Below are 26,093 nucleotides of genomic sequence, written 5' to 3'. Positions count from 1 at the left end.
ATCGACCGGACATCCCCCAGTGTCCGGCCTCGGGGCGCGGCCCGACGTCGGCGAACCGGCGGATCCGGTCCTGTTCGTTGGTCTCGTCGGAGGCGTCGAGGTGTCCAGCGGCCTTTCCGCGAACCTCAGCGGCACCCCGGGTCGGTGTGCCGGCCGACCATGATCAATCTCGGCGGCACTTTCTGTACCGCAACCACTCACACCGGGTACGGGCGGCCCCGTGGGGTCGGTCGTGCGGCCAAAAGCGGCGTCCGGCGGCTTTGGCCACATACCGCGCGAACCCTACGTGCCCCCTGAACCGGCCGCTCCCGTTCGATTACAGTGCTGCGCCGGGCAGGGTTCGTTCGACGACGTCGGGGGAGGAGCGCGGTGAGCGCAGCAGCCACGGCCGTGTGGGGCCGTGCCGAGCAGCAGGACTTCCGTGCCAGGGTGCGCGGTGCCCTGCTCGGCGGCGCCATCGGTGACGCGCTCGGCGCCGGTGTCGGAGGGCTCACCCTCGAGGAGATCCGTACCGTCCACGGTCCCGACGGGCTGATGGACCTCACGCCCGTCAACGGTCGCCGCGGAGCCGTCACGGCCGCCACCCAGCTGACGCTCTTCACCGTCGACGGACTGATACGGGCCCAGGTGCGCCGCGACACCGGCGCCTGGCATCCGCCGACCGACGTGCACCGCGCCTATCTGAGGTGGGCGGCCACCCAGCGCGACTGGGGCCCCGACGAGCGCCGCAAGGACAACGGCTGGCTCGCCCGCGAGGAGTGGCTCTACAGCCGCCGCAACCCGCCCCGCGACACTGTCACCGGTCTCGGTGACGAGAGCATGGGCACCGTTCAGGCTCCTAAGAACCCCACGGCCCGCGACGCGGGTGCGCTCGTCCGGTCGGCACCGTTCGGGCTGCTCGTCGGCTGGGAGCCGCAGCTGGTGTGCCAGCTCGCCGTCGAGTGCGCGGCGCTGACCCACGGGCACCCGACCGCCTATCTCTCGGCGGGCGCGTTCGCGGTCATCGTGCACGGCCTGGCCCGCGGCGAGACGCTGGACGGCTCGGTGCAGCGCGCCCTCGCGCAACTGGCGTCCCGGCCCGGCCACCAGCCCGTCACCGACGCGCTCAAGCAGGCGCTGGGGACCGTTCGCCAGGGGATCCCGAGCGCCGCGCGGGTCGCCGCCATCGGAGAGGCCCACCTCGCGGAGGACGCTCTCGCGATCGCCGTCTACTGCGCGCTCGTCGGTGAGGACATCCGGCACGGGCTGCGTCTCGCCGTCAACCACGACGGCCCCTCCGAGGTGACCGGCGCCGTCTGCGGCGCGCTGCTGGGTGCGCTCCACGGGGAGACGGCGCTGCCGCCGGCCTGGCTGTGCGAGCTGGAGGGACGCCCGACGCTGCTGGAGATCGCGGACGACTTCGCCATGGAGATGACCCAGGGCCCGGCGTTGCACAGCCCGACGGCGACCGCGCCGGGCTGGGTGCAGCGCTACCCGCGGGCGGCGGCCGAACTGACCTGACGGCCGCGCGCGCGGCCGGAGCGCTCGGCGGGTGCGCCCGACCGGCCCGGCCGGTGAGCTCGCCCGCCACGCCGACGCGCCCGGCGGGCCCGCGCTGCGGGACGGTCGGGCGCATCCCATGGTCATCGTGTGCGAGAAGAAGCCGACGACGACCGGGCCGAGCAGGCCGTGCGGCAGCAGCTGCTCCGCCATCAGCGCACAGCTGCCGCAGGGCTTGTCGGTCTCGATGAGCAGCGGCGCGCCCACATGGGGAAGAAACAGCACCGCCGGCCGGACCCGCCACAGCGGCCGGATCGCGGAAGCCGGCGTGTGGCAGTCGACTCGCGGCGGCCGACTCGCGGGAAGCGGCGACCGCTAGCGCATCAACTCGCCCGCATTGACGAGCAGCGACTGACCCGTGATCGACCTGGCCCGGTCGGAGGCGAGGAAGGCGGCCGCCAGCGCGACGTCCTGATCCGTCGCCAGCTCGGGCAGCGCCATCCGCTCGGTGAGCCGCTCGAGCACCTCGCTCTCCGGCGCCCCTTCGGCGTGTGCCGTGAACTGGACGTACGCCTGCACCGGCGGGCCCCACATCCAGCCGGGCAGGACCGTGTTCACCCGGATCCGGTGCGGGCCCAACTCCCGTGCCAGCGAGTACATCGCGGACGTGAGCGCCCCCTTGGACGCCGCGTACGCCGCCTGCCGCACCTGTGACGGCGCGGCCACCGCCGACTGCGTGCCGATGATCACGACTGAGCCGCCCCGCTCCTTGAGCCCCGGCAGGCACGCCCGGGTCATCCGGAGCGTGCCGAGCAGATTCACATCCAGAACGCCCTGCCAGGTCGTGAAGTCCGCGTCCTCGAGGCCGCCGAAACAGCTGTCCCACGCGGCGACGTGCACGACCGCGTCGATCCGCCCGAAGCGCTTCACTGCGAGGGCCGCCAGCGCCTCGCACTGCGCCTCGTCGGTGATGTCGGTGACCTGGTGCGCGGTCCGTGTGCCAAAGGGGTCGATCTCGCCGGCGGTCTTGGCGAGGTTCGCCTCCGTGCGCGCGCCCAGGACTGCGTTGCCCCCGTCCTCGACGACGGCCGCCGCGACCTGGTGCCCCAGTCCGGCGCCGACGCCGGACACGATGACGGTCTTGTCCCGAAGCAGCATCCCGGCGCCTCCCGAGGCTGGCGGATTATCTGACGGGGCGTCAGAGTAGGTCCGTCCGCCGGAGGAGGGAAGGGGAACGCCATGAGCGAGGACACACGCGGCGAGGACACGCGCAGCGAGGTGTACGCCGAGCTGGCCGCCGTCGGCCCGTACGGGGTCCGCCCTGGCCACGCGCTGATCACCATGGTCGAACCGCATCCCGGCCACGAGTACGCGTACAACCGCTGGTACGAGGACGACCACTACTACGCGGGCGCGACGGCGATGCCCTGGATCTTCGCCGGCCGCCGCTGGGTGGCGACCAGGGATCTCCAACTGCTGCGCTACCCCGAGAAGTCAGCCGTGGCGCAGCCCGTGACCGCCGGGTGCTACGTCTCGACGTACTGGATCACCGACGGCCGCTACGCCGACCACATGAAGTGGACCGTCGCCATCAACAAGCGCCTCAACCGCGACGGGCGCGTGCATCAGCAGCGTACGCACGTCTTCACGGCCTTCCAGGACCACGAGGCCACGGTCTACCGCGACGGAGCCGCCGGCCCGCGCGACCGGCACGCCCTGGACCACCCTTACGCCGGTCTTGTGGTGCAGGTCGTCGACGCGGAGGGGCCCGGGCAACGGGCGGAGCTGCTGGAGTGGCTCCGCGCGAAGCACCTGCCGAGGAGGCTCGCGGGCTCGTGCGCCGCGATGGTGACCGTCTTCAGGCCGACCCCGCTGCCGGGTGACCGGATGACATACGTGAAGCAGGTGGAGGGCGTGGACTGTCGGCTGACGCTGCTCTGGTTCCTCGAGGCGGACCCTCGCGAGCGATGGGACGCGGAGTTCACCGGGCTCGACGTGGCGGTCGCCGAGTCGGGGCTGGGGAGGGTCGAGCTGGTGGCGCCGTTCGTACCGACCGTTCCCGGGACCGACCGCTACGTCGACCGGCTGCGCTGAACCGGGCCGGCGCCAAGCCCCGCGGTGGGGAAACGTCCCGGCATGGCCGAGCCCCCTCGGCCGGGACGGCGAACCAGTCGAGAGGGCCCTCGGTGCTGACTGTTGCTCGTTGTGCTCGTCGGTTGTTGCCGGCTGGTTGCTGGTTGCTGCGTGTCGTTGCTGCGTGTCGTTCGTGTGCAGCGGGTCCCGACGCGCTCAGCCGAGCCCGAACGCGCCCTCGCCCACTTCGTTCACGAACGCATTCCACGACTCGGGCACGAAGGTGATCGTCGGGCCTGCGGTGACTTTCGAGTCCCGCACGGAAATCTCCTGCACGACAGGGGATTTGACCTCTACGCATGCGCCGTTTCCGGTGGAGTACGAGGACTTCGTCCAGGTCTCCGTGGCGCCCTGAAGGATTGCCATGTTCGCTCCGCTTCCGGCAAGTGGGGTGATCTGAGCCAACGTTCTTGCTGGCGTGATCGACGCTACTCGCCGAGCCGGGTGCGTGAGACGGGCGTTCACTCGACCGGATGGCATATTCCATGCGGCTCTTCCGTCGCACGGGAGCTCTGGTGTACCGTGCCGCCCCTCGCTCAGGCAGGGTCACCCTGGGCGTACATCTTGGCGATGTCGGCGATGAACTGCCGCGTCTGTTCCACGTTGAGGGCCTGCGCACGCAGATGCTCGTACATGACGCTGTACTTCTGCACGTCGTTGGCCTTCTCCAGATACAGGTCGCTGGTCACACCCTCGATGTAGACCACGCTCGAGTCCGAGGCGTCCGGGAACTCGAGGATCGCGTACTGACCGTTGATGCCCGGATGCGCGCCCATCTCGAACGGCAACACCTGCACCGTGACGTGCGGCTCCTGTGACAGCTCCACCAGATGCTCGAGCTGCTCACGCATCAGCTGCTTGCCACCGACCTGCCGGCGCAGCGCCGCCTCGTCGATCACCACCCACAGACGCAGGGGGTGCTCGGTGTCCCTGATGCGCTCCTGTCGGCGCAGACGGACGCTGACGCGCTTCTCGACATCGGTCGTTCCGCTCTCGGGCAGCGCTCCGGCGATGAGCGCCTCCGCGTACTGCCGCGTCTGCAGCAGGCCGGGGACGACCTGCGGCTCGTACACGCGCAGACTGGCCGCGTCGGTCTCCAGACCGATGTACACGCTGTACGGGATGTCGCCGAAGGCGTGCCACCAGCCCTGCTGGCGGGAGTCCTTGGCCATCTGCATCAACGAGTCGACGATCCGGTGGTCCTCGACCTCGTACACCCCGCACAGGTCGCGGACGTCGCGCTGGCTGATCGAGCGGCGGCCGTTCTCGAGACGGCTGATCTTCGACTGGGAGACCAGCAGACGCTCCGCCACCTCCTCGGCCGTCATACCCTTCAACTCGCGGAGCCGGCGCAGCTCCTGCCCCAATCGGCGTCTCCTGACGGTGGGATTGACGTTGGACGCCACGGAAACTGCACCTCCGGCTTGCGTAGCTGTGCGTATCTACTGCTGAGCAGATTGCCACCAATGGTGGTCGCTGCGCTGCCAAATGGCTACACACGTGAACGCTGCCGCTGCACATGCGAACGCGCGGGGCAGCGGCGTGGCTGCCCCGCGCGTTCGACCTGCGGCTCCCGAACCGGCCTTGGGGACGACGGTGCGGTGGTCGTGCGATGGGGTGTTCTGTCGTGCGGTGCTGCTGTGGTGCGGTGACGCGCTCAGTGCGCGACGACGCGCGCGGCCATGCTGCCGCGGCGTGGTTGCATGGGTACGGGCCCTGGCTGGCGGCCCCCGGGGGCCGCCGCCTGGTTGCGGCGAGGTTGTGCGGCCACACCGTTCTGAACGTCCATCACCGCGTGCGCGACGAGGCCGCCCATGGGGTCGTGCCTGATGAGGTCCCGCAGACGGGACCGCGAGGAACGCCCTTCGTTACCCGGGTACAGGTGCTTGCCGAGACCGACCGCGTGGGCCAGGGCGGCGAGCGCCGCGGTCCGCGGGTCCGGCGGTACGCCGGTGCGGATCGCATTGTCCAGCCGGGCCCTGATGTCCCGGCTGATGGCCGTGTCCGTCGCCTGGTAGCGAGTCGTCGGCAGCACTCCGCACATCTGGCCCGCCACGGCATGCACCATGCCGCACCGCTCCAGATGCGAGAGGTAAATCTGGCGCAGCCCCAGCCGGGGCCCGCCGATCCAGTGGACCGCGCGCACCGGGCTGCCGCGTCTGCGCAGCAGTTCCAGTGCGGAGTCCAGAGTCGGATCTCCTGTCGGCCGTGGCATCACCACGGCGATACGATCCCCGTCTGGGGCTATCCGTCCTGCCAGAGCCAGCTCTACTAGCTGTGCCCCGGCCAGGCCGAGGTCGAGCGACTGCGGCTGCGCTGTGGTACCCGTTGCCGGGTCCAGAGCGAGCAGCAGAAGCTCCTCCGGAAGTGTTCTGCGGCTCCTGCCCATCCATGCCTCCCCGCGTGGATGAATGACAGGGTGACCCCTCTCACATTGGTCTGTCGAGAGCGCCGGGGTGCTTTGTTAGGGAACCGATAGGTATGTCGTTCTCGTCTAGCACGGGAGCCAAGCGCTCACACAGGACACTGGTAGATGGTTCGGACACCTCGAGCCGGCGGCGGACCGCCGGCTCCGGGTGCCTGTGAAGACATACGCATGGCGCATGGCACATGACTCATGGAGGAGGCACGGTGGCGGGCGAGTCCCCCGACAAGTCGGAGCAGCGGAAGTCGTCGGGGGAGACGACTCAGGAGGAGTGCGACCCGCGCATCGCCGTGTTCCGTCAGGCCTCCCCGGAGCGCGGCGCCGCGTCCGCGCAGGGAAGTGCGCCGCAAGGAGACGCAGCCGCGCAGGGGAGTGGCGCCATGCAGGAGAGTGGCTCCGGCCATGACGCCTCCCTGACGGAAGATTCCGCGGAGCGCCCGGCGCCCGTGGACCAGCCGACGGCGGTCTTCAGGTCCCCGGCGGTGGATGACGCGGGTGAGCGGGACGCCGCCCCCGAGGGCAATGACGCACGCCTGCGGGCGGCGGTTGCGGCGTGGGTGGCGACGGCCGATGAGCCGGACGCCGCACACAAGACGCGGGACGCGGCCGGAGAGGCGGCGGAGGAGGCTCCACAGGCCCCGGCAGAGGCCGAGGGGCCGGAGGCGGGCCGGGCACCGGTCGGGACGGCCAGGGAGGCCGGTGAGGAGGCTCCCACGGCATCGGGCGCCGCTCCCGAGGCCGACGGCGTGACCGACGCCCCGACCGGCGAGCCGACCGACGGCGCGGACGGGGGGACCGCGCCGGAGGGCGCGGCTTCGACCGAGGCGGAGACGCCCGCCGACCGCGCGCCCGAGGCTGCGGATGCCGAGGCGGCGTCAAATGCCCCTATTGCGGATGAATCTGACGAATTTGACGAGTCGCCGGCGTCGGCTGAGGCGGCCGAGTCCGACGAGCGCGCGCCCGGGGTGCCGGGCGGCACGGTGCCCGCCGAGGCGGCTCGCGAAGCCGAGGTCGCCTCCTCCTCCAGTGACGCCCCCAGTGACGCCTCCGGCGACGCCCCGTCCGACGATGCCCCGTCTGACGATGCCCCGTCCGACGATGCCCCGTCCGGAGATGCCGCCGGTGACGTGTCCGGCGGCGAGGACGCGAGCGTGCAGAAAGCCTCCCCGGTCCCCGCCTCCACCTCCTCGGGCAGTGCGGAAGCAAAGAGTGAAGGCAGTGCTCCGGCCGAGTCTGCGGACGGCGCCGTCGATCAGCCGACCACGGTGTTCAAGGCGCTGCGTCGTCCTCCCGTCGACCAGCCCACCACCGCGCTGAAGGTGCCCCCGCTTCCCGAGCCCGAGCCCGAGCCCGAGCCCAAGCCCGAGCCGGCGGCCGAGCCCAAGGCGCAGCCCGAGCCCGCGCCCGCAGCGGACCCCGAGCCGGAGACCGACGCCGAGCGCACCAGCACCTTCGTGCCGCTGCGCCGCGACGACGTGCGGCCGGCGGCGCCCGCCCGGCCCGCACTGCCCACGCCCCCCGCGGCCTCCACGAGCCGCAAGCCCAAGGCGCCGGCCGCGGCCGCCGCCCAGGCGCTTCCCTCCGCGCAGCCCCCCGCCTCTCTCGGCGAGACCGAGCGGACCAGGCAGCAGCCCATGCCTCCGCTGCCGCCGCTCGATCTGCTGGCGGAGCTGACGAACACCCCGCCGCCGCCGGAGACCCCGGTCCGCACGGTCGTGCGGCGCGTCAAGATCTGGACGCCACTGGTCCTGCTGCTCCTGATCGTCTTTGCAGTCGTGCAGCTGGTGCGCCCGCTTCCGGAGCCGTCGTTGACCCTTTCGGCGAAGGAGACGTACACCTTCGAGGGCGGCCCGCTCGAGCTGCCGTGGCCCGCCGAGGGCCAGGGGGCCGCAGAGGTCGTCGGCGTCGGCAGCCTCGGTCAGTACGGCGCCCAGAAGCCCGCCCCCATCGCGAGCGTCGCGAAGACCATGACGGCGTACGTGATCCTCAGGGACCACCCGATCAAGGGCGAGGAGGTCGGCCCGAAGATCACCGTCGACAAGAAGGCCGAGGAGGAGTCGAAGGCGAAGAGCGAGTCGACGGCTCCGATCAAGGAGGGTCAGCAGTTCACGGAGAAGCAGATGCTCCAGCTGCTGATGATCCCGTCGGGGAACAACGCGGCCCGTCTGCTCGCCCGCTGGGACGCCGGTTCCGAGGAGGCGTTCGTCAAGAAGATGAACGACGCCGCCAAGGACCTCGGGATGACGAACAGCACCTACACCGACCCGAGCGGTCTCAAGTCCAGCACCGTCTCCACCCCGCTGGACCAGCTCAAACTGGGCGCGGCGGTCATGGAGAACGACGTGTTCCGCAAGATCGTCAACATGACGCAGGCCGAGATCCCGGGCATCGACGGAAAGATCCGCAACAACAACGACCGCGCCCTCCTCATGGACGGCGTCGGCGGCATCAAGACCGGATCCTCCACTCCGGCCGGCGGCAATCTGCTCTGGTCCGCCAACGCCGTCGTCGACGGCGAGGTCCGCCTCATCATCGGGATAGTGATGGGTGCGCAGGACGCTCCTCTGCTGTGGCAGAAGCTGGAGAAGGCGATCGACTACAGCGTCGCGCTGATCCCGCCGGCCCAGGAGGCCGTCACCTCCGCCACGGTCGTCAAGAAGGGCGATGTCGTCGGCCACGTCGACGACGGTCTCGGCGGCCGTACGCCGGTCGTCGCCACCAAGGACCTCAAGGCCGTCGGTTGGGCAGGTCTGGACGTGAAGATCGAGATCGCCGACAGGGGCAGCTCGATCCCGCACGCGGCGAAGGCGGGGACGACCATCGGCCAGGTCTCCGTCGGCGAGGGCGCCGGCAAGGTCAGCGCCCCGGTTGCCCTCCAGGAGGACCTCGAGGAGCCCGGCTTCGGCGCCAAGCTGACCCGTCTCGGCTGACCGGGTCGGGTCGGCGAACGAGAACGCGTAGCGCCACGTAGAGGAGGGGGAGCCCGATCAGGGCTCCCCCTCCGCCAGTGCTGGTGCAGGCCGGGCCCGTCCGACCGCCGCCGGTGCTCATCTCGGCCCGCGCCGGAGGCCCTTGTGCGTCGCCCAGTAATGTGGTTGGCCTCCATCGCACCCGCAGAAACGCCGCTCCACTCGGCGAGCACGCCCCCGATCCGCCCGCAGACACGCCCCTTCACAGGAGTCCGTCATCACCACCACGCTGAACGCCTCTCCGGCCGTTGCCGCGGAACGTGCTGGGTGGACGAGCCGGACCGCCACCGCCCTGATTCCCCTGACGGTGGCGCTCGTCCTCGGGCTGTGGGGCATCCGTCGCGACGGTGGCGTCTGGCGGGACGAGGTCGTCACGTACGACATGGCGCACCGGACCCTGCCCGAGTTGTTCCAGACGCTGCAGAACGCCGACGCCGTCCATGGGCTGTACTACGTCCTGATGCACGGGCTGTTCGCCGTGTTCGGAGGGGACCTCGTCACTCTCCGGCTGCCGTCCGTGCTGGCGACGGCCGCGGCCGCCGCGGGAATCGGGCTGCTCGGCCGTCGCCTCGCCGGACCGAGGGCGGGCCTCTTCGCCGGGCTGGTCTTTCCGGTGATCCCCGCTGTGCAGGAGTACGCGCAGGAGGGCCGTTCCTACGCGGTCGTGTGCGCGCTGGTCGCCTGGGCCACCTACCTCCTGGTGAGCGCCATGTCCCGGCCCACGAAAGGCCGGTGGGCCGCCTACGCGGTCGTGGCTCTGGTCGCCTGTCTGCTGCACGAGTTCGCCGTGCTGATGCTGACGGCGCACGGCGCGACGGTCCTGCTCTCGGGTGTGCCGCGTCCGGTCAAGCGGGCCTGGAGCCGGGCGGCCGCCGGCGTCGTCGTGGGTCTCGCCCCGCTCGCGGTGTTCAGCATGAGCCAGTCGGAGCAGGTCGGCTGGATCCTCTGGCCCGACCCCGTGCAACTGCTGACCTTCGCGGCCATGGCGGTTGTGGGCCTGCGGTGTGCCCGTACGCCCGTGCGGGCGCGAGGACCGGTCCGGCTGCGCACGCTCGCGGTCCCGCTGCTGACGCTGCCCACCATCGCCCTGTTGCTGGTCTCCCAGTTGAAGCCAATGTACGTCGACCGCTATGTCCTCTATTACGTCATAGGGTTCGCGCTGCTGCTGGGGGCCGCGCTCGACCGGGCGTTCGTGCCGCACGACGGGCCGGGCCGGATGCCGCGGCGGAAGTGGATCGTGTCCCTCGCGGTGGCGGCGGTGCTCGCGGCCTTGGTGCCCGTGGCCGTGCATCTACGCAGCCCGGAGAGCCGGGTGGACGACGCGACGGCCGTGGCCTCGGCGGTGGCGGAGGCCGCGGAGCCCGGCGACGGCGTCGTGTTCTCCCCGGCCAGGCGGCGGGTCTGGACCCTGGCCCGTCCGGAGGAGTTCCGGGGGCTTCGCGACGTTGCCCTGGCGCAGAAGGTGACCTCGTCCGACTCCCTGTACGGCGAGGAGATATCGCCCGAGCGGACGCGCGCGGGCATGCTCGCCATGGACCGCATCGTCGTGTTGGGCGACCCCGAGGGGAGCCCCCTCGATGTGGACGAGCAGGAGATCGCCAAGCGGACGACGCTCCGTGACCACTTCGAGCAGTGCAGCAGCAAGGAAGTCACCGGCGCGCGGATCATGGTCTACGCGCGCCCGGGGCACTGTGCCACGCGCTGACGCCGCTGTCCGCCGGTGGGCGTCCCACCTGACGTCGCCGACGCGCCAATTCGCTTCATTCTTACCCGCGTTAACACTTATGCGCCTGCTGCCGCTGATGCATAGTGGTCGCGCATTGACATACCCATCAGTCGGTCTACGGGTTCGGGTGCGACATGGCGTGTGAGCGATGCGGCGGCGACGACGACGTCCGCGGCACGGGGATGCTGCCGGGTGAATGCGGCAGATCCGAAGGATTCTGCGGGTGCGCCCGCCCGCTTCTCGGATCCGTAAGGGCTCTGCTGACAGCGGCGCTTGCGCTGACGGTGCTCCTGCCCGCGCTCGTCGCCTGCGACCCGTCGGGAAGCGGCTCGCAACGGGCCGGCGGGCCGGCGCCCGGAGCCGCGGGCGACCCGGGCGACCTCGGGGGTGCACCTGAGCGGATCGCCCCCACGGAGGCGCCGGAAACCACGCCACCGCCTGCCCGCGCCAGGCCCAAGCCCCCGTCGACGCCAAAGGAGCCGAACGAGCGGTCCGGCCCTTCGTACTCGGCCTGGGCAGGGCCCGGTTGCACCGGAGGCGGCCGCTACCGTGAGGAGGGCCGCTTCAGCGACGGCGACGACGGTTGGTACACCGTCAGCTCCGGCGGTCACCGCGGTGACGGCTGCGACGGCAGCTTCACGGCGCTCCCGATGTCCGGCAGCCGCACCCAGGACGGCGGAGGTTCCGCGACGTGGTCCTGGTACGTCGGCAGCGGCTACCCCACCTGCTCGATCGCCGTCGTCGTACCGGACAGCGGCCGCGACCGCGACGCCGCGGGGGAGCCGACCACGTACAACGTGCTGAAGGACCCCGAGGACTCGGGCAGCACCGTGAAGACGTTCGAGATCGACCAGACGAAGCTGCGCGGCCGAGGACTGGTGATCGAGAAGGTCCCGGTCCACGACCAGCAGCTGACGGTCCAACTGGTCGACCGCGGCCAGGACCGGGGCGACGACGGCCTTGACGGGGCCCACCACGGAGCGGCGCAAATGCGGGCGGAATGCCGCGCTTGAACCCGATTCCGCAACGTTGCCACCCCGCGCCTCCCAGGGCGTATGGCGGTGCTGCATAGTGTCCGACATGGTTTGCGAGGGATGCAGACGCACGGGACGCACGTGCGAGGAGTGCACGGTGCCCACCACCCACATACCGGGCCGTCACCGTGCCCCGGCACGCCCCAAAGCGCTGCTCGGCATTTGTGCAGCCCTCGCGGCGGGCGCACTGCTCACGGGTGCCGTGCTGCTGATCGGCGGCGGCAACGGCGAAGCCGTGAGCGATCCGGTCGCCCCAGTGGCCGACATCGAGGTCGGCGGCCGGCCCAACCTGATCACGCCGACGGACGCCCTCCCCGCGCCGAGTGCCACGCCCTCGACCTCTGAGCCCGCAGCCCCCGTCGCCACCACCACCCGAACGGCACCGACCGCGTCTCCTTCGACTCCGGGCCCCCGCCCCTCACCCCCACCGCCCGCATCCCAGAGTCCTACGGCCCCCAGTCCCATCACGACTCCGTCCGAGGACTGGTCGGACCGAGACAACTGCCGCGAGGACTGGGACGACGACTGGGACCACGACCACCGGGGCGGCAACGGCCGCCGGGGCCACGACGGCTGCTGGTGACCCCGTCGTGTCCGGCTGGGCCGGAGATCTCGTGTCGTCACCGGCCCGGGGACGGCCGGCCCAGCGCCAACCGTGCCACGCGCGGCCAGTTTGCCGCCCCGCCGCTGACACGCGGTGCGTGGGGACGACGGCGTGGCACGCGGACCCGGAGTGCCCCGGGCGTGCTGCGGCACACCACGGGAGAGGGCAGAACGACGTGTTCTCCGTCGATGCCGACCGGAAGCGTGTCCGTGTCGGCTTCGACGACGACTTCCTCGGCGCTCAGCCGGATGAGTCCCCCGGAGCGCGGACCGCGCACCATGCGTGCCGCCTGCGCGGTGTTGCCGACCCGCACGCACACCACGCCGAGGAGTCCCGAGTCCAGCCGCTCCCTGCGCCCCGGACGGGCGGCGTCGACGGCACGTCCGTAGGGGTTGTTGCTGACGAGCAGCGCCTGAAGGCCGTCGATGTGCGTCCGGTCGGTCCGCGCCCTCAGCCTGGGTGCGTCCTCGCCGGTGAGGAGGCCGGGGAGGGTTCGCAGGGTCGTGCGGGCTTTGGCATCCCGGTACGAGGGGTCGACGACGACGGACGCGTACGTTCCGAATGAGGCGTTGTTGACGAAGACCCGGTCCGCGGCGTACCCGAGGTCGATGCGGAGTTCGACGCCGTGTGTCAGGGCTGCCAGGGCCGCCACCGGGTCGTCGCGGTCCAGGCCGAGATCGAGGGCGAAGTGATTGCGGGTACCGGCGGGAATCACCACGAACGGCAGGTCGTGGCGCGCCGCGATGTCGGCCACCAGCGCCTGGGTGCCGTCGCCGCCCGCCACCGCCAGCAGATCGGCCCCCTCGGTGACGGCCTGCCGGGCCAGCTCTGCGATGTCCTGGCCCGCGTCGAGCAGCTGCACCCGGCAGCCCGCGGCCCGGGCCTTCTCCACGAGATGGAAACGGCCCACCTTGCCGCCGCCGGAGCGCGGATTCATGAGCACCCACGGGGCGTGGGGCGCTTGGGCGAGAGCCTGCTCGGGTGCGGGGTGACCAGCCGTCAGGGCCGTACGCGCCGCCGTTACGGCCAGGAGCCACAGGGCCAGGGACAGCAAGGCCGGCCCCAGCATGCCGAACGTGGCGTACACGGCGAGGACCGCGACCGGCGCGGTCACCGACAAGGCCGTCCCAAGGACACGCAGCGCGCCGGTGTGCGCCAGGGCCCACCACAGCCCGACGGCGGCGAGCGCCAGTCCGGCGACGCCGATCAGCGCCCACAACACGCTCCGCAGACCGGCGGCGACGAGCGGCACCAGGACGCTCCCCAGCAGGGCGAGCACGGCGAGGCGAGCCCGTCCGGGACTGCCCTCGCGTATCGGTGCGGCCCCTGCCTCACCCGAAGTCCTCGTATGCCCGCCGTGTCGTGGCACCTGTCAGGTCCTTCTCCTCGCGATCCCTCGTCCGCCCCCGCCTTGCCCTCCGGGCCGTCCGCTCGGTGCCGGTGCAGGCTCACATGCTGCGTGGTGAGCGCTCCCCGGACAGATCGAAGAGGTCGCCGTCGCTCTGGAGCACGCACAGGGCCCAGATGATGAAGCCCGAAATCGTGATCATCACGATCGACCACACCGGGTAGTACGGCATGGAGAGGAAGTTGGCGATGATGACGAGTCCGGCGATGGCCACGCCGGTGATGCGCGCCCATACCGCAGTCCGGAGCAGCCCGATGCTGACGGTCACGGCGATCGCGCCCAGCACGAGGTGGATCCAGCCCCAGCCGGTCAGGTTGAGCTCGAACACGTAGTTGGGCGTCGTGACGAAGATGTCGTCCTCGGCGATGGCCATGATGCCCCGGAAGATGTCGAGCAGGCCGACGAGGAAGAGCATCACGGCCGCGAAGGCGGTCAGGCCGTTTGCCCATTCCTGCCTCGTCGTTTGTGCCGGGGGGGTGCGGTTCGCGGTCATCCTGCGCCTCGATTCGTGTTGTCCGGATGCTCAGCGACCGGTGGTGCCGGGGGTCGTGTCGGTCTGCTCCGCCGGGCCGTGGCCGGTCAGGACCAGTTCCTTGGCCCTGCGGAACTCCTCGTCCGTGATGTCGCCGCGGGCGCGGATCTCGGACAGCTTGGCGAGTTCGTCGGCGCTGCTGGGCCGGCCCTTCGCGCCTGCCGCCTCCCTGATGTGGGCGTCGAAGGCTTCTTGCTGTGCTCGAGCCTGCGCCATCTCCCGGCGGCCCATGTTCTTGCCGCGGGCGATCACGTAGACGAAGACCCCGAGGAAGGGCAGCAGGATGGTGAACACCAGCCAGCCGGCCTTCGCCCACCCGCTCAGCGCATCGTCACGGAAGATGTCGGTGATGATGCGGAAGAGCAGGATGAACCACATGATCCACAAGAAGAACAGGAGCATGCTCCAGAAGACGCTCAGCAGGGGATAGTCGTACGCCAGGTATGTCTGCGCGCTCATATCTCTTCTCCGTCCACGGGCTCTCGTCCGGCCGTCGTTGCGTGCTGTCTTCAGCGTGGGCACGACCAGGACCGGGTGACCTCACCCGGCGCGGGTGAGCTTGCGGGCGGCCGACGACAGGCGGGACAGCAGCCGGGCCGTGGTCCCCGACCACGGGCCCGCCGCGACGCGCGCGGGCCTGTGCCAGTGGGACGCGCGCCCGAGGCCGGGTTTCCGGCTGTGACTCACGGGGCCCCCGGTCGCCAGGTCCGGCGGCCTCTGGGACCGCCAGGACGATCAGGACGGCCACGGCCATGGCTGCTCCTTTCCGTGGGTGCGCCGCCCCGGTCGCGACGGTTGCCGCTCGGAATGACGGAGGGAAGGGCGACAGCACCGGCCCGGTGTGTCCGCACCCGCCCCGCCGGAGCGGCGGGGCGGGTGCGGTGTCAGGCGGGTTTGGCGGGGGCGTGCGGCCCCGTGGTGTGCGTCTTTCGGAGCGCGCTCCGCCACGCGAGGGCGACCACCGCCTCGGCCAGGCCGAGCAGGACGAGCCACAGGCCGAGCAGCCGGGTCAGGGCGCGGGCCGACTCCGCCGGCAGGGCGAGCACCACGATGCCCGCGACGATGCCGAGCACCGCGGCGCCCAGGACGACACCGCGGTGCGGCAGGTCCTTGGCGGCGAGGGCCGTGTAGAGGGTGAGGATGCCGGACACGAGCCAGACGACGCCGACGATCAGCGAGAGTGCGGCGATGGTCTGCAACGGGTTCCGCAGGCACAGCACCCCGGCCAGGACGTACAGCACGGCCAGGAGCAGTTCTGGGAGCCGTTCACCGTGCTCCTTCCGGCCGAAGACGGCCACGAACCGGAACGCGCCGGTCACCAGCAGGTACAGGCCGATGAGGACTGCCAGGACGTGCAGGGTTCCCTCTGGCCACACGAGTACCAGGACGCCGGGCACCAGCGTGGTGACCGCCGAGCCCAGGAGCCAGGTCCATGAACGGCCGAGCCGCGCGAGCACGTAGGCGGTGTCACCCGTCGGAACGGGGGCCGCCTCATCAGGTTCCTGCCCGGCGCGCGATGCCGGATCAGGCGACATGGCCATGACTCCTCCTCGCATGATCGAGTCCCGCTTCGGGACCGCCGGCGGGGCGGTGTGTGAGGGGACGTGCGATGCACCTCGACCACTCCAGGGTCACGCCTGTCACCCCGTCCCGAGGTCACCCACCACGGGTGATCCGTCGATGCCGCCAAGGCGGTGAGGTGGGGTCTCCAGCCGCCCGTCCCATCGGTCTTCCAGCCGGATGGAACGAAGAGACACGAGATGAGCGACCGAGCGCGGCCCGGACCGACCGCACCGGGTCCGGGCCGGACGTGCGCAGCCGGCCTCGTCGGCGGACGGGGAAGCCGTGCGCCGTACCGCCGAGGCGAGGGCGCGGGCCCGCACGCGTACTCAGCTCCGGGCCTTCGCGAAGCTCACCCGCGTCACGGCCGAGGGCCGCCGCATCGCGCCGAGGCGCTGGAAGCCGCCCGCCGCTCCGGCCGGAGCGGGGCGGAGCGGCTCTGAGCAGAGGTACGGCCTCCGGAGGGCGATCTGCTGTGCGGCTCTTCAGAGGCCGATCCGGTGTCGGACACCGCCCGGTCCCGTCACTCCGGCAGCTGCCGCATCTCCACGACACGCAGCCCCAGTGACTGGCAGCGCGCCAGCAGCCCGTACAGGTGCGCCTCGTCCACGACGGGACCGAACAGGACGGTCTGGCCGGAGATCACCACATGGCCCAGCTCCGGGAAGGCTTTGGCCAGCGTTTCCGACAGGTGTCCCTCGATTCGGATCTCGTAGTGCACGAGCTTGTCCTCCCACGGACTGCCTGGGACAGGTGGACGCGCCGTTCCCTGCCATCCTCCGCCTCCGTGCTCCTTCGGGCCTCACTCGGAACAGGTGACCGGCCGACGGCGACGCACGCCATGGATCAATGCGTCAGAACGAATTTGAAGGAGATGATCAACAGGCCGAGCAACAGGTTGACCGTTGCGGTGGTGACCACAAGCCGCCACGAAGCTCCGGCGCGGCGTGCCGCGGCCACGGACCAGCCCACCTGGCCGGCCACGGCGACGGCGAGAGCCAGCCAGAAGGCACCGTTCATCTCCAGGCCCAGGAGCGGGCTGACGGCCACGGCGGCGGCCGGCGGGACGGCGGCCTTGACGATCGGCCATTCGGCACGGCACACGTGCAGCACGACCCGGCGGTCGAGAGCCTGTTGAGCCAGGCGTGCCCCGAACAGCTGGGCATGTACATGGGCGATCCAGAACACCATGCCGGTGAGCAACAGGAGCAGCACCATCTCGAGGTGCGGGAAGGAGCCCAGCGCGCCGGCGCCGATCACCACGGAGGCCGCGAGCATGGATCCGTAGACGCCGCCGGTGTAGTCCGCCTGTGCCCGGCGCTCGGCACGGCGCATCCGGCGCGCCGTGGCCGGGTCGTTTCTGGTCCTGGTCACCGGTGGCTCCCTCCGGACTCAGCACGTCGATTCGGTTCCTCCGGCCGGAGTGTCGGGGTCCGGCCGCCGCGGACGGCTCTCCCGGGCGGTTGGCAGGTGTGGTGTGACGAGGAAACTGGCCAGAGCGATGCCGCCGGTGGCCAGGATCGCCGCCTTCAGGCCGTCCAGCTGCGCGGAGGCGTAGGAGTCCGCGACGGCGCCGACCTCGGACGGCGGCAACCCGGCACGCTCGGCCGCCGAGCGCACCTGATCGGTGGAGACGAAGGTGACCCCGGCCTGGAGTGCCACACCGACCTGCTCGCGGGTCTCTTCGGACAGCCGAGGGTTGTCCGCCACCTGTGTGGTGAAGGCGTGGGCCAGCGCACCGATGAGGATCGACCCGATGAGAGCGGTGCCCAGCGCCGAGCCCAGATTCTGTGCCGTGAACTGGAGCCCTCCGGCCTCACTGCGTTCCTCCTCGCCGACGCCGGACTGGACGACGTTGCCCAGTTGCGAGGCGAGCAGGCCGACGCCCACGCCCAGCAGGGCCATGGCTCCGGCGAACTGCGCGTCGTCGATGACGGGGTCGATGGTGGCCAGTAGCCACACAATGGCCGCCGCCAGGATTGTCAGGGCCAGCCGGACCACCCGGCGCGGCCCCATCATCCGCCCCAGCGAGGACCCGCACAGGGAGGTCACCAGCATGGTGACGGACACCGGGAGCAGACGCAGCCCCGTCTGGAAGGCGTCGAAGCCCTGAACCACCTGCAAGTACAGCGGGATGGTGAAGAACAGCCCCAGCAGGATCAGGTTCTGGCTCAGCAGCGTCATCAGGCCGGACCGCAGCACGGGCCTGCCCAGCAGGGACAAGTGGACGAGGGGGTCGGCGCCCGCGTCGTCCCGCCGCCGCTCCCAGTACCGGAAGACGGCCAGGAGGGCCACCCCGGCGCCGACGACGAACAGCGTCGGCGCGAAGCCAAGGACCGTGAAGGGCGGATTGCGGGGCTGTACCCATCCCCAGGTGCTGCTCTGCAGCACCCCGAGCACGCCCAGCCCCAGTCCGGCCGCCGAGAGCACCGCACCGACCCCGTCCAGTCGGGGGCGCCGGCCGGCCGGGGCGGGCGTTGCGATCACCCGGTGGCAAAGCAGCATCGCCACGACGATCACGACCTCGCCGGCGAAGACGAGCCGCCAGCTCAGGTACGTCGTCACCCAGCCGCCCAGCAGCGGGCCGACCGCGATCCCGGCGCCGGCGAGCCCGCCGATGACCGCGTAGGCGATGGCCCGGTCCGGCCCGCGGTACGACTCCGCGACGAGTGCCGCCATGGCCGGCAGCACCATGGCGGCTCCGAGCCCCTCGATGACGGACCAGCCCAGTGTGAGGACCCACAGCGTGGGGGCCGCGGCGGTCAGGGCCGACCCCACGCCATAGACGACCAGCCCCAGAAGGAACATGCGGCGACGCCCCAGAATGTCCCCGAACCTGCCGCCGATGATCATGAAAGCGGCCATGACCAGCGCATACAGAGTGATGACGGCCTGAATGGCGGTGACCTCTGTGTCGAAGTCCTCGACCAGCCGGCTGATGGACACGTTCATGACGGAGGTGTCCAGAACCATCAGGAACTGGGCCGTACCGAGGACGATCAGAGCCCGCCAGTGCTTCAAGCTGTCCACCTCGCCGAGTCGACCCGATGCGGCGGCGGAGTCAGCCGGGCCGGGCAGTGGGTCCGAGCACGCCTCGCCGCACCTCCCATCGCATCCGAGGAACGCGTCCCGTGCCTCACCCGCCACGGGGGAAGCCCGTGTCTCGCCCTGCCATGAGGGAAAGGCTGCGCCCTGTGATGTCCGGCGGGCGGGGAGGGCGGGCGCCGCCCCTTTTCACCGGCGCGCGTTCACACGCGTTCACAGCAGCCGAAGTTCGCGCGCGCGGCGCACCGCCTCGTTGCGCCGGCTCACCGCCAGCTTCCGGTAGACGCTCTTGAGGTGGGTCTTCACCGTGTTCACCGACACGTAGAGGTCGGCGGCGATCTCCTCGGTCGACATCATCCGGGCCAGCCGCTCCAGGACGTCGTGCTCGCGCCCGGTCAGCTCCGCCGCGACGAGCGGTGCGGGCAGCGACTCCCGCCGGAGCAGCTCGCCGCGTCGGGACGGATCGGGGGTCAGCCAGCCCGCTGCCAGCTCCTGGAGAGGCGCCGCGGCAAGGAAAGGCCGGATCCAGGCTCCGGCATCAAGGAACGGTCGCCGCAGCCGCTCCCGCCGGGCGTCGAGGAGCGCCTGCGCCACGAGCTTGCGGGCGGTGGCGGTGTCTCCCGTCCCCGCAGCGACCTGAGCCCTCACCAGCGCTGCCCTCACGGTCACCCCCGGACCGTTACGGCCCTCGGCGCGGATGTTGTCGAGCAGGTCGACGGCCGCCCCGGGACGCCCTGCGGCGAGCTGGATCGCGGCGGCCTCCACGGCACACACCGGCTGGTCGCCGGACACCGCCCGGAGCACCTCGGCGGCTCTGTCCGGCTGTCCTTCGGCCAGGTGGGCGGCGGAGGTGACGAGCACTTCATGGCTCGCCGCCCAGGGTGAGGCCACGGCCGCGGAGACGGCCGGGCCCGCCGCCTCGACGGCGGCTCGTGCCCTGCCTTTGGCCAGCAGGAGGCGAGCTGTGGCGAGGGCGCGCCCCGCCGCCATCACCGGATCACGCGTTGCCGAGGGCAGCTGGGCCGTCTCGTCGAGGAGGGCTTGGGCCCGGCCCAGTTCATCGCGGTCGACAGCAACGGCGGCCAGGACCAGCCATCCGATGCCGGAGCCGGACGGCTGGGGCAGGCCGGCCCGCTCCGCCTCGGACACCGCTGCCAGTGCCTTGCGCTCCGCCCGGCCGAGCCAGCCGTTCAGATGGTCGAGCAGGGCCAGGTGCCCCATCGACTCCTCCCGGGGCAGCGCGGTGGGAGCTCCGCCGGGAGCACCGGCCACGGTGGTCAGGACAGTGCGTGCGTCCTCGAAACGCCCGGCCCACAGGCGTGCCGAGCCCAGGTGGGTCAGCAGGAGAGCGGTGAGTTCGGGATGTTTGGCCAGCAGGTGCGCCGGGACTTCCTGCCGCAGTTCATCGGCTGCTTCTGCGGCCCTTTCGGCCCGTACGGGACACCCGCTCAGCCGAGCCGCCAGTGCCTCGAGCAGTGCACAGCTCAGCTGGGCGGCCGCCAGGCCGGGGGCATCGCCGGCCAGCCGCTCCTCGGCGTGGCGCAGGTGTGCCAGACCACGATCGAGGTCGTACCGGGACAGGTCGTGTGCCGCGCGCACGAGATCCGTTGCGGGACTCCTGGCGTCGGGCCCCATGCGGGAGAACAACTGGGCCAGGTCGTCCGAGCGCAGGCCGGTGAAGAGCTGGCCGATCGCCAAGTCGTCCACGAGGGCACCGGCGGCGAGATCCCAGTCGCCCGCGACGGCGCTGTGGGTGAGCGTCTCCGACAGGAATCCGGAACGACGCAGCCACCGCGCGGCCCGTTGGTGGAGTTCCGGCTCCAGCCCGGGCAGGCGCACGCGCAGATGGGCCCGGAGTATCTCCCCGAACAGCGGGTGGAGCTCGTACCACGAGTGCCCGAGACTCTCGACGAACGCGTTCTCGCGGTGCAGCGCGGCGAGAACGGGCTCGGCACCGGTCCGGAGGGTCAGTGCGTCGGCCAGATCGGGACAGAAACGCTCCAGGACGCTGACGTGCAGCAGGAGGTCCTGTGCCTCCTGCGTCTGCCTCTTGAGAACCTCGGCCAGCAGGAAGTCCGCGACCGTACTGCGGTCCGCCTCGAACTCCTTCAGGTAGAGCTCGGGGTCGGCGCTTCCCCGAGCGGCCAGCGCGGACAGGCCCAGGCCGGCGGCCCAGCCCCGGGTGCGGTCCACCAGGGCCCGCGCGGCGTGGACCGGAAGGCTCAGACCGTGCAGTTCCAGCAGTACGACGGCCTCCTCGGCGGTGAAGGCCAGTTCGGCGGCGCGGATCTCCGTCAGTTCGTCGGCCGCCCGGTAACGATGCAACGGAAGCAGTGGTTCGGTGCGGGTGACGAGGACGAGGTGCAGGCCCCGCCCGGCGTGGTGCAGGACGAACGCCAGTTGCTCCGCGATCTCCGGCGCGGGCACGCGATCGTACTCGTCGAGCACGAGGACCACGGGCCTGTCGCGGTCGTTCAGCTCGGCGGCGAGCGCTGCCAGCAGCCTCCGGTCCACTCTGGAAGCATCCGCCGGGGCCCCGACCGCGTCGGGTACCGGTGCACCGCAGCCGCGCAGGGTCTGAAGGACGTACGCCCAGAACACCCCGGGACGCCGGTCCCCCACTTCGACGGTGAGCCAGGCGACCGGCGTCCGCAGTCCGGCGGCCCAGTCGGCGGCCAGCAGGGTCTTGCCGGCTCCGGCCGCACCGTTGATCAGCGTCAACGGCGTCCCGAGAGCCTGGTCGAGGTGGTCGACGAGCCGCTGCCGCCGCAGGAACGTGACGGGCCTCGCGGGGACGGCGAACCGGGAGCGCAGAAACGGGTCTCCCAGCGGATCGGCGCACGGAACGTCCGGAGCGACGGGAACGGTCGCTCCTGGAGCGCTTTCGTGGGTCTCCGGCACGGCGCTCACCATCCCAGTCCGTCAGGGTCACGTCATAAGCACTCCCTCCCACCATCCCAGTCTTCCTGCTCAGGCGCGCGACGCACCGAGCCATCGGGCCGTTCACCAGCCTCTGTACGTGCTGCTCAGCTCGGGCCGCGCCGCGGAGGTCGCCGGAAGCCGTGGAGCACGTCATGGCCCGGCTGGAGGTGCCGCAACTGTTTCTCCGGGACTTCGCTCCAGGCACCGAGGAGGCCCCGGCGGCCCGCACCGCCCGGCTGGAGCCGGGTCCGACGCCTTGCTGGCCGGGTACTGCCACTGACTGCCGCACCGCCGGTTCCGGCGGGGACGTGGCGCGATGCGGCGTCGCGGACGAGGCCCCTCGGCCGGTGCCGACCGAGGGCCCTCGCTACGGCTCTCACCTGTGGGTTTCGCTGTGCCTGGCAGGATTCGAACCTGCGACACCCGCTCTAAAAGGAAGGCGGGGCAATCTGCCGGTGACCTGCAGATTCACTGGCCGAGCCAACAGGTGGGGATGCGCCCGCTGGCTACCCTGGTTGACCGCAGCTGACCCCTGCATCTGGCACGGCTGTGGCACGCGACCTCTTGGCCGTGTCCTATGGGTCGGGGAGCTCTCGCCTGGGTCGTCTTCGAGTTGCCTCCGCAACGTCAGCTCTCAGGTCCCTCAATTGAGGGCAGAAAGAAGGTGACCACAACCGCGACGGCAAGCCACGTCACCATGCCCGCCAGAAGTGCCACGAAGACGGTCGCACCGCGCCCTGCGGCCAGCAATCCGGCGAGTGTGACTCCGTTGAGCAGACCGGCTGCTGTACCGACCGCGCTCTGCCACGGCGCCCGGCGGACCACAGACTCGACGACACGCCGCAGTGCTGCGGCAATGAGGGACAGCAGTGGGCAAACGAGCACGACGGCCAATAGTGCCGTCCACCACGGCGATGGGGGCCAGAAGAGCAGAAATCCTGCCGTGAGCACCGCACACAGCATTGCCATACCGATGGGGAGTTCATCGGCGTTGCCCTCGCCCGCACCACTGTCGGGAGGAGCCCATATATACGCATCCAGTCCTACTGCTATGAAAGCCAGTGCGCACACTGCGGATATCCAGAAAGGAGACCAACTGGTCAGAACGCTGAACTGGGCGTAGACGCAGCCAGCAGCGAGTAGGCCGCTCCAGGCACTTGTCCGACCAGTCATCGGAGCCGTTCGTACGGCCGCAGCTCTGGAGGAATCCTGCTCGGTTACTGGAGCCGTTCTTCGCAAGGGTGCCGACTCCGGTGCACGAGTGGCATCGGCCGTAGGCGCCTGGGATAATTCCCATGCGTCGAGGAGAGGGCGGCCAAGTTCGTACCGCACACCGATCAGTCGATCGATTACCTCTTGGGCATCGGCCGGGCGCTGGTGCGGATCCTTTTCCAAAAGGTGCAGGATGAGTCGGTCGAGGTCATCCGGTACATCAGGGCGCAAGGCGCGGACTGGATCCGGTTGGCGGTTGATGTGTTGGGCCAGCACCGACCACCCAGCCCCCTCGAATGGAGGGGCTCCGGACAGGAGCTCATAGAGAAGGCAACCCAGCGAGTACAAGTCACTGCGCCCGTCGATGCTGCGGTCGCCACGGGCCTGCTCAGGGGACATATACGCCGGGGTGCCGATCGTTGCGCCGGTCCCTGTCAGTCCGGGCCCGGACTCCTCTACCAGCCGGGCGATACCGAAGTCACAGATTTTGACATCGAGTTCCCCTTCGCCGCATACCATGATGTTGGCTGGTTTGATGTCACGATGAACGACACCAGCACGATGGGCCGCCGCGAGACCTTCGCAGATCTGGATGCCCCACTCAACCACCGCATCGACAGCAGGCTCTCCCGTGGTTGAGAACGCGGACATAGGACGGCCTTGCACGAGCTCCATTACCAGGAACAGGAGTGGATGACCATCGGCCTCGGCCTCGCCGTGGTCGTGGACTGTCACGATGCGTGAGTGGGCCAGGCGAGCCGCACTACGGGCCTCCTTGCGGAAGCGCGCGGCTAACTGTCCATCCTCGTGAGGACCTTGGGCGATGACCTTGACAGCCACCTCTCGGTCGAGCCGCGTATCGACTCCCCTCCAGACCTCCCCCATCCCGCCCGCCCCGAGACGCTGCACCAGCCGATAGCGGCCTTCCAGTACCGCTCCGCGCACCCTGAACCTCCATCCCCGTTTCGGTACCACCCGTGATGCGTGTGGGCACAGTTCTGCCCGGACCCGCCGTCGAATGGCAGCCTACGGATCCCTCGCCTCCTCCGGCCTGGCCGCTTCACCATGATTCCCCGCTGCTCCCCGCCTTGTCTGGTGCGCTTGTGGTGCGGCCCGCCCGGCACACGGCTCTGACGGACTGACCGTACGTGCAAACGCGTTGGCAGGCGCATCAGAGATGCAGCTTGGACGCTCTGACCAGTCGACTGATGTCGTCGCGGTTCTTCACCCTGCGCTGGTCCAGTTCGGTCCTGCTGTCCGTTTTGGGCAGGGCTGTGACGTCCGCAAGTGCAGCTTCTGCCGCCTCGCTCAAGGCGTCGTCATCGGTGAGCATCTGCACCCGGAAGAGGGCTTCTTGGGCGTTGGAACGCAGGTCGTATGCGCGGACTCGCACCACGCCGGGGTCCTCGTGTGGTGGCTGTTCGTGTTCGCAGAACCAGAGATGTACCAGGCAGCGGCGGTAGTTGATGAGTGCGCCGGCGTAGGCGGAGTAAGCATCGAGCCGCTCCTGCCGGAGCCTCTCATGGCGGGTGAACTGATGCCCCTTGTCGGTGGTGCGCTGCTGAAACGCCAGGGTGAGCCCCGAGCCGAGCAGGGTTCCCAGAACGGCTATGGCACTGGCGATGATGGTCTCCACGCCCCAAGCTGATCACGTATCGCTGACCGGGCGCAGTAGACGCCCTGCTCTGAGGCCAACACGATTTCCAACTGTGTTGGTGGGGTAATGGGTACGTTCGCGGTGGAGCATACGAACACTCCGGGGACGACGCTCGTGGTCATCACCGATCAGCCGCATCCGAGCAACTGGGTCGGCCGTGAGGCTGAGCCTGTACTGCCGTCCGGTGTCGCCGCGGCTGTTCGGCTTGCCTTGCGTGAGGGTTGGACTCCGACGGCTCCGGGCTCCTCGTTCCACCTCGACCAGTCCACTGGCTTCACGTCCTTGTCCTGTGCGGTGTAGAGCGTGAGCGCTGCTTCAGGAGTTCGATCCCGGCCCGAAGTGCTTGCGGCCCCCTATGCGCACGGGCGCCGCATGTGGTTGTCGGCAGCCACCGCGGTCCGTGGTCGTTGATGTCAACGTTGGATGTCAGCGGAGCAGTTCCGGCACCGGGCAGACTTGCTGTGGCTCTCCCGGTCGGTCGGCCCAGCGTCACCGGACATGCCGACCGGCACACATCCACAGCGAGCGACAGGTCGGCGAAGGTGCGCCGGCGACAGTCTGCTTGGATGCCGGAGATGACAACGAGTTCTCCTGTTCCCCGCGCAGACGACGCCGATTCCGACCGCCTGAAGGCCCTGCTGGAACGCGCCGCCACGGGCCGGGACAGTCAGGCCTGGAGCGCCCTCTGGACGGAGCTCTACCACAACGGCTCTCTGGATGTCGCCCAGCCGCTCGTGCTGCACACACTGGCCGACATGGCGGATGCCGACAAAGCGGGCGTGGCAGTTTCGGCCCTCCACCTGGCTGGTGCCCTTCTCGTCCAGTCCGACCAGCGGTACGAGACCCGAAACCTGCGGCACCAGTACGCGCCGGAAGTCGCACGCCTACTGGGTGCCGCAAACCGGTGGCGGCAGGTCACCGCCGACCGGAACGACTACTGCTGTCTGGTTGAGGCGGTCCTGAACCTGGAGGGCGAGATCCACTGGGCAGAAGGTTTGGTCTGGGGCGTCGTCAGCGAGGAGTACGAACTCGAGTGCCCCGATGCCGGCGGGTGTGCGTCGCTGTGGGTGATTCTCGGAGAGCGAGGCTTCTTCAGCGTCGCGGAGGACTACGCCCTCTCCGACGATGTCGAGACCTTTCCTCTCCATCCGGCCGATCCTCGCGCCCTGGAAGGTCTCGGCCGACGCCTCCACGGCCTTGCCCTGGCCGACGGCCATGAGGAAGTCGCGCGCGCCCTGACTTATGCGTTCGGTGAGGCGACCTGCCCGGAGTGTCAGCAGCGCTTCTCCGTCATCGGGCAGGTCGCCACCTCTTCCAGCTGAGACCGTGTCGGGGTGACGGGTTCGCACCCACGACCTCTTCGTCCCGAAGCAACTCGGGTGGGAGC

At 70.4% G+C, this 26,093-nt stretch carries 21 protein-coding genes and 1 pseudogene; 7 read left to right on the top strand and 15 right to left on the bottom strand.

Translation table 11 applies throughout. The annotated features are described in order from the left end of the window. Positions 1-369: 369 nt before the first annotated feature. A complete protein-coding gene (locus ACZ4SA_RS03725; protein WP_468269433.1) occupies positions 370-1,500 on the top strand; it encodes an ADP-ribosylglycohydrolase family protein in 1,131 nt (376 codons plus the stop codon). Between the two features lie 117 nt (positions 1,501-1,617). Here ACZ4SA_RS03725 and ACZ4SA_RS03720 read toward each other — a convergent pair. Then, positions 1,618-1,785 (bottom strand): annotated as a pseudogene (locus tag ACZ4SA_RS03720) (Na+:solute symporter); the annotation flags it as partial. 69 nt (positions 1,786-1,854) lie between these two features. Beyond that, positions 1,855-2,637 carry an SDR family oxidoreductase gene (locus ACZ4SA_RS03715; protein WP_468269431.1) on the bottom strand — a complete coding sequence of 261 codons (783 nt, stop codon included), beginning with the start codon at positions 2,635-2,637 and terminating at the stop codon, positions 1,855-1,857. 81 nt (positions 2,638-2,718) lie between these two features. On the opposite strand from ACZ4SA_RS03715, the gene ACZ4SA_RS03710 reads away from it, so the two are divergent. Beyond that, entirely contained in the window at positions 2,719-3,573 is an 855-nt protein-coding gene (locus tag ACZ4SA_RS03710) for a hypothetical protein (protein WP_468269429.1), read from the top strand. Between the two features lie 195 nt (positions 3,574-3,768). Here the strand turns inward: ACZ4SA_RS03710 and ACZ4SA_RS03705 are convergent, their stop codons facing one another. The 3 genes from ACZ4SA_RS03705 to ACZ4SA_RS03695 all read right to left on the bottom strand — a co-directional run bounded on the left by ACZ4SA_RS03705 (position 3,769) and on the right by ACZ4SA_RS03695 (position 6,001). Continuing rightward, positions 3,769-3,978, bottom strand: a complete 210-nt coding sequence (locus ACZ4SA_RS03705; RefSeq protein WP_468269427.1) for a DUF397 domain-containing protein — start codon at positions 3,976-3,978, stop codon at positions 3,769-3,771. A gap of 170 nt (positions 3,979-4,148) precedes the next feature. Continuing rightward, positions 4,149-5,018, bottom strand: coding sequence for a helix-turn-helix domain-containing protein (locus ACZ4SA_RS03700; RefSeq protein ID WP_468269425.1), 870 nt, complete (start codon positions 5,016-5,018; stop codon positions 4,149-4,151). A 251-nt stretch (positions 5,019-5,269) separates the two neighbouring features. Further along, entirely contained in the window at positions 5,270-6,001 is a 732-nt protein-coding gene (locus ACZ4SA_RS03695) for a GOLPH3/VPS74 family protein (protein WP_468269423.1), read from the bottom strand. Between the two features lie 221 nt (positions 6,002-6,222). Here ACZ4SA_RS03695 and ACZ4SA_RS03690 point away from each other — a divergent pair, with 221 nt between their 5' ends. From ACZ4SA_RS03690 to ACZ4SA_RS03675, 4 genes are all read left to right on the top strand, one after another. Beyond that, positions 6,223-8,967, top strand: coding sequence for a D-alanyl-D-alanine carboxypeptidase (locus ACZ4SA_RS03690; RefSeq protein ID WP_468269421.1), 2,745 nt, complete (start codon positions 6,223-6,225; stop codon positions 8,965-8,967). A gap of 346 nt (positions 8,968-9,313) precedes the next feature. Next, positions 9,314-10,711 (top strand): glycosyltransferase family 39 protein, encoded by a 1,398-nt coding sequence (locus ACZ4SA_RS03685; protein WP_468269419.1) that lies wholly within the window; start codon positions 9,314-9,316, stop codon positions 10,709-10,711. 155 nt (positions 10,712-10,866) lie between these two features. Next, positions 10,867-11,745, top strand: coding sequence for an adhesin (locus ACZ4SA_RS03680; RefSeq protein ID WP_468269417.1), 879 nt, complete (start codon positions 10,867-10,869; stop codon positions 11,743-11,745). Positions 11,746-11,863: 118 nt separating this feature from the next. Then, positions 11,864-12,349 carry a hypothetical protein gene (locus ACZ4SA_RS03675; protein ID WP_468269415.1) on the top strand — a complete coding sequence of 162 codons (486 nt, stop codon included), beginning with the start codon at positions 11,864-11,866 and terminating at the stop codon, positions 12,347-12,349. Positions 12,350-12,386: 37 nt separating this feature from the next. On the opposite strand, the gene ACZ4SA_RS03670 is transcribed toward ACZ4SA_RS03675, so the two are convergent. The 10 genes from ACZ4SA_RS03670 to ACZ4SA_RS03625 all read right to left on the bottom strand — a co-directional run bounded on the left by ACZ4SA_RS03670 (position 12,387) and on the right by ACZ4SA_RS03625 (position 24,685). Next, positions 12,387-13,739 carry a diacylglycerol/lipid kinase family protein gene (locus ACZ4SA_RS03670; protein WP_468269413.1) on the bottom strand — a complete coding sequence of 451 codons (1,353 nt, stop codon included), beginning with the start codon at positions 13,737-13,739 and terminating at the stop codon, positions 12,387-12,389. Between the two features lie 79 nt (positions 13,740-13,818). Beyond that, entirely contained in the window at positions 13,819-14,271 is a 453-nt protein-coding gene (locus ACZ4SA_RS03665; RefSeq protein ID WP_468269411.1) for a DUF7144 family membrane protein, read from the bottom strand. Positions 14,272-14,301: 30 nt separating this feature from the next. Beyond that, entirely contained in the window at positions 14,302-14,769 is a 468-nt protein-coding gene (locus tag ACZ4SA_RS03660; RefSeq protein ID WP_468269409.1) for an SHOCT domain-containing protein, read from the bottom strand. A gap of 425 nt (positions 14,770-15,194) precedes the next feature. Continuing rightward, positions 15,195-15,851 carry an HdeD family acid-resistance protein gene (locus ACZ4SA_RS03655; protein ID WP_468269407.1) on the bottom strand — a complete coding sequence of 219 codons (657 nt, stop codon included), beginning with the start codon at positions 15,849-15,851 and terminating at the stop codon, positions 15,195-15,197. A gap of 542 nt (positions 15,852-16,393) precedes the next feature. After that, a complete protein-coding gene (locus ACZ4SA_RS03650) occupies positions 16,394-16,591 on the bottom strand; it encodes a hypothetical protein (protein WP_468269405.1) in 198 nt (65 codons plus the stop codon). Between the two features lie 125 nt (positions 16,592-16,716). After that, the gene (locus ACZ4SA_RS03645; RefSeq protein ID WP_468269822.1) at positions 16,717-17,205 is read right to left on the bottom strand and encodes a hypothetical protein; all 489 of its coding nucleotides are present in this window, start codon (positions 17,203-17,205) and stop codon (positions 16,717-16,719) included. A gap of 57 nt (positions 17,206-17,262) precedes the next feature. Beyond that, the gene (locus tag ACZ4SA_RS03640) at positions 17,263-18,891 is read right to left on the bottom strand and encodes an MFS transporter (RefSeq protein ID WP_468269820.1); all 1,629 of its coding nucleotides are present in this window, start codon (positions 18,889-18,891) and stop codon (positions 17,263-17,265) included. A gap of 237 nt (positions 18,892-19,128) precedes the next feature. Next, complete coding sequence (locus tag ACZ4SA_RS03635) at positions 19,129-21,828, bottom strand: winged helix-turn-helix domain-containing protein (RefSeq protein ID WP_468269403.1); 2,700 nt, start codon at positions 21,826-21,828, stop codon at positions 19,129-19,131. A 636-nt stretch (positions 21,829-22,464) separates the two neighbouring features. After that, positions 22,465-23,994: a serine/threonine-protein kinase gene (locus ACZ4SA_RS03630; protein WP_468269401.1), complete on the bottom strand. Its 1,530-nt coding sequence runs from the start codon at positions 23,992-23,994 to the stop codon at positions 22,465-22,467. Positions 23,995-24,220: 226 nt separating this feature from the next. After that, the gene (locus tag ACZ4SA_RS03625) at positions 24,221-24,685 is read right to left on the bottom strand and encodes a hypothetical protein (RefSeq protein ID WP_468269399.1); all 465 of its coding nucleotides are present in this window, start codon (positions 24,683-24,685) and stop codon (positions 24,221-24,223) included. 587 nt (positions 24,686-25,272) lie between these two features. Here ACZ4SA_RS03625 and ACZ4SA_RS03620 point away from each other — a divergent pair. Next, complete coding sequence (locus ACZ4SA_RS03620; protein WP_468269397.1) at positions 25,273-26,028, top strand: hypothetical protein; 756 nt, start codon at positions 25,273-25,275, stop codon at positions 26,026-26,028. Positions 26,029-26,093: the final 65 nt, after the last annotated feature.

The sequence above is a fragment of the Streptomyces sp. NPDC027962 genome, from assembly GCF_055566095.1.
This window is presented reverse-complemented; position numbering and strand designations above follow the sequence as displayed.

What these genes read in the sequence shown, in the direction of transcription:
- ACZ4SA_RS03680 (WP_468269417.1), top strand. Translation starts at nt 10,867, where the DNA reads ATGGCGTGTGAGCGATGCGGCGGCGACGACGACGTCCGCGGCACGGGG.
- ACZ4SA_RS03695 (WP_468269423.1), bottom strand. Translation starts at nt 6,001, where the DNA reads ATGGGCAGGAGCCGCAGAACACTTCCGGAGGAGCTTCTGCTGCTCGCT.
- ACZ4SA_RS03690 (WP_468269421.1), top strand. Translation starts at nt 6,223, where the DNA reads ATGACTCATGGAGGAGGCACGGTGGCGGGCGAGTCCCCCGACAAGTCG.
- ACZ4SA_RS03660 (WP_468269409.1), bottom strand. Translation starts at nt 14,769, where the DNA reads ATGAGCGCGCAGACATACCTGGCGTACGACTATCCCCTGCTGAGCGTC.
- ACZ4SA_RS03710 (WP_468269429.1), top strand. Translation starts at nt 2,719, where the DNA reads ATGAGCGAGGACACACGCGGCGAGGACACGCGCAGCGAGGTGTACGCC.
- ACZ4SA_RS03655 (WP_468269407.1), bottom strand. Translation starts at nt 15,851, where the DNA reads ATGGCCATGTCGCCTGATCCGGCATCGCGCGCCGGGCAGGAACCTGAT.
- ACZ4SA_RS03715 (WP_468269431.1), bottom strand. Translation starts at nt 2,637, where the DNA reads ATGCTGCTTCGGGACAAGACCGTCATCGTGTCCGGCGTCGGCGCCGGA.
- ACZ4SA_RS03620 (WP_468269397.1), top strand. Translation starts at nt 25,273, where the DNA reads ATGCCGGAGATGACAACGAGTTCTCCTGTTCCCCGCGCAGACGACGCC.
- ACZ4SA_RS03705 (WP_468269427.1), bottom strand. Translation starts at nt 3,978, where the DNA reads ATGGCAATCCTTCAGGGCGCCACGGAGACCTGGACGAAGTCCTCGTAC.
- ACZ4SA_RS03645 (WP_468269822.1), bottom strand. Translation starts at nt 17,205, where the DNA reads ATGCGCCGTGCCGAGCGCCGGGCACAGGCGGACTACACCGGCGGCGTC.
- ACZ4SA_RS03635 (WP_468269403.1), bottom strand. Translation starts at nt 21,828, where the DNA reads ATGGTGAGCGCCGTGCCGGAGACCCACGAAAGCGCTCCAGGAGCGACC.
- ACZ4SA_RS03665 (WP_468269411.1), bottom strand. Translation starts at nt 14,271, where the DNA reads ATGACCGCGAACCGCACCCCCCCGGCACAAACGACGAGGCAGGAATGG.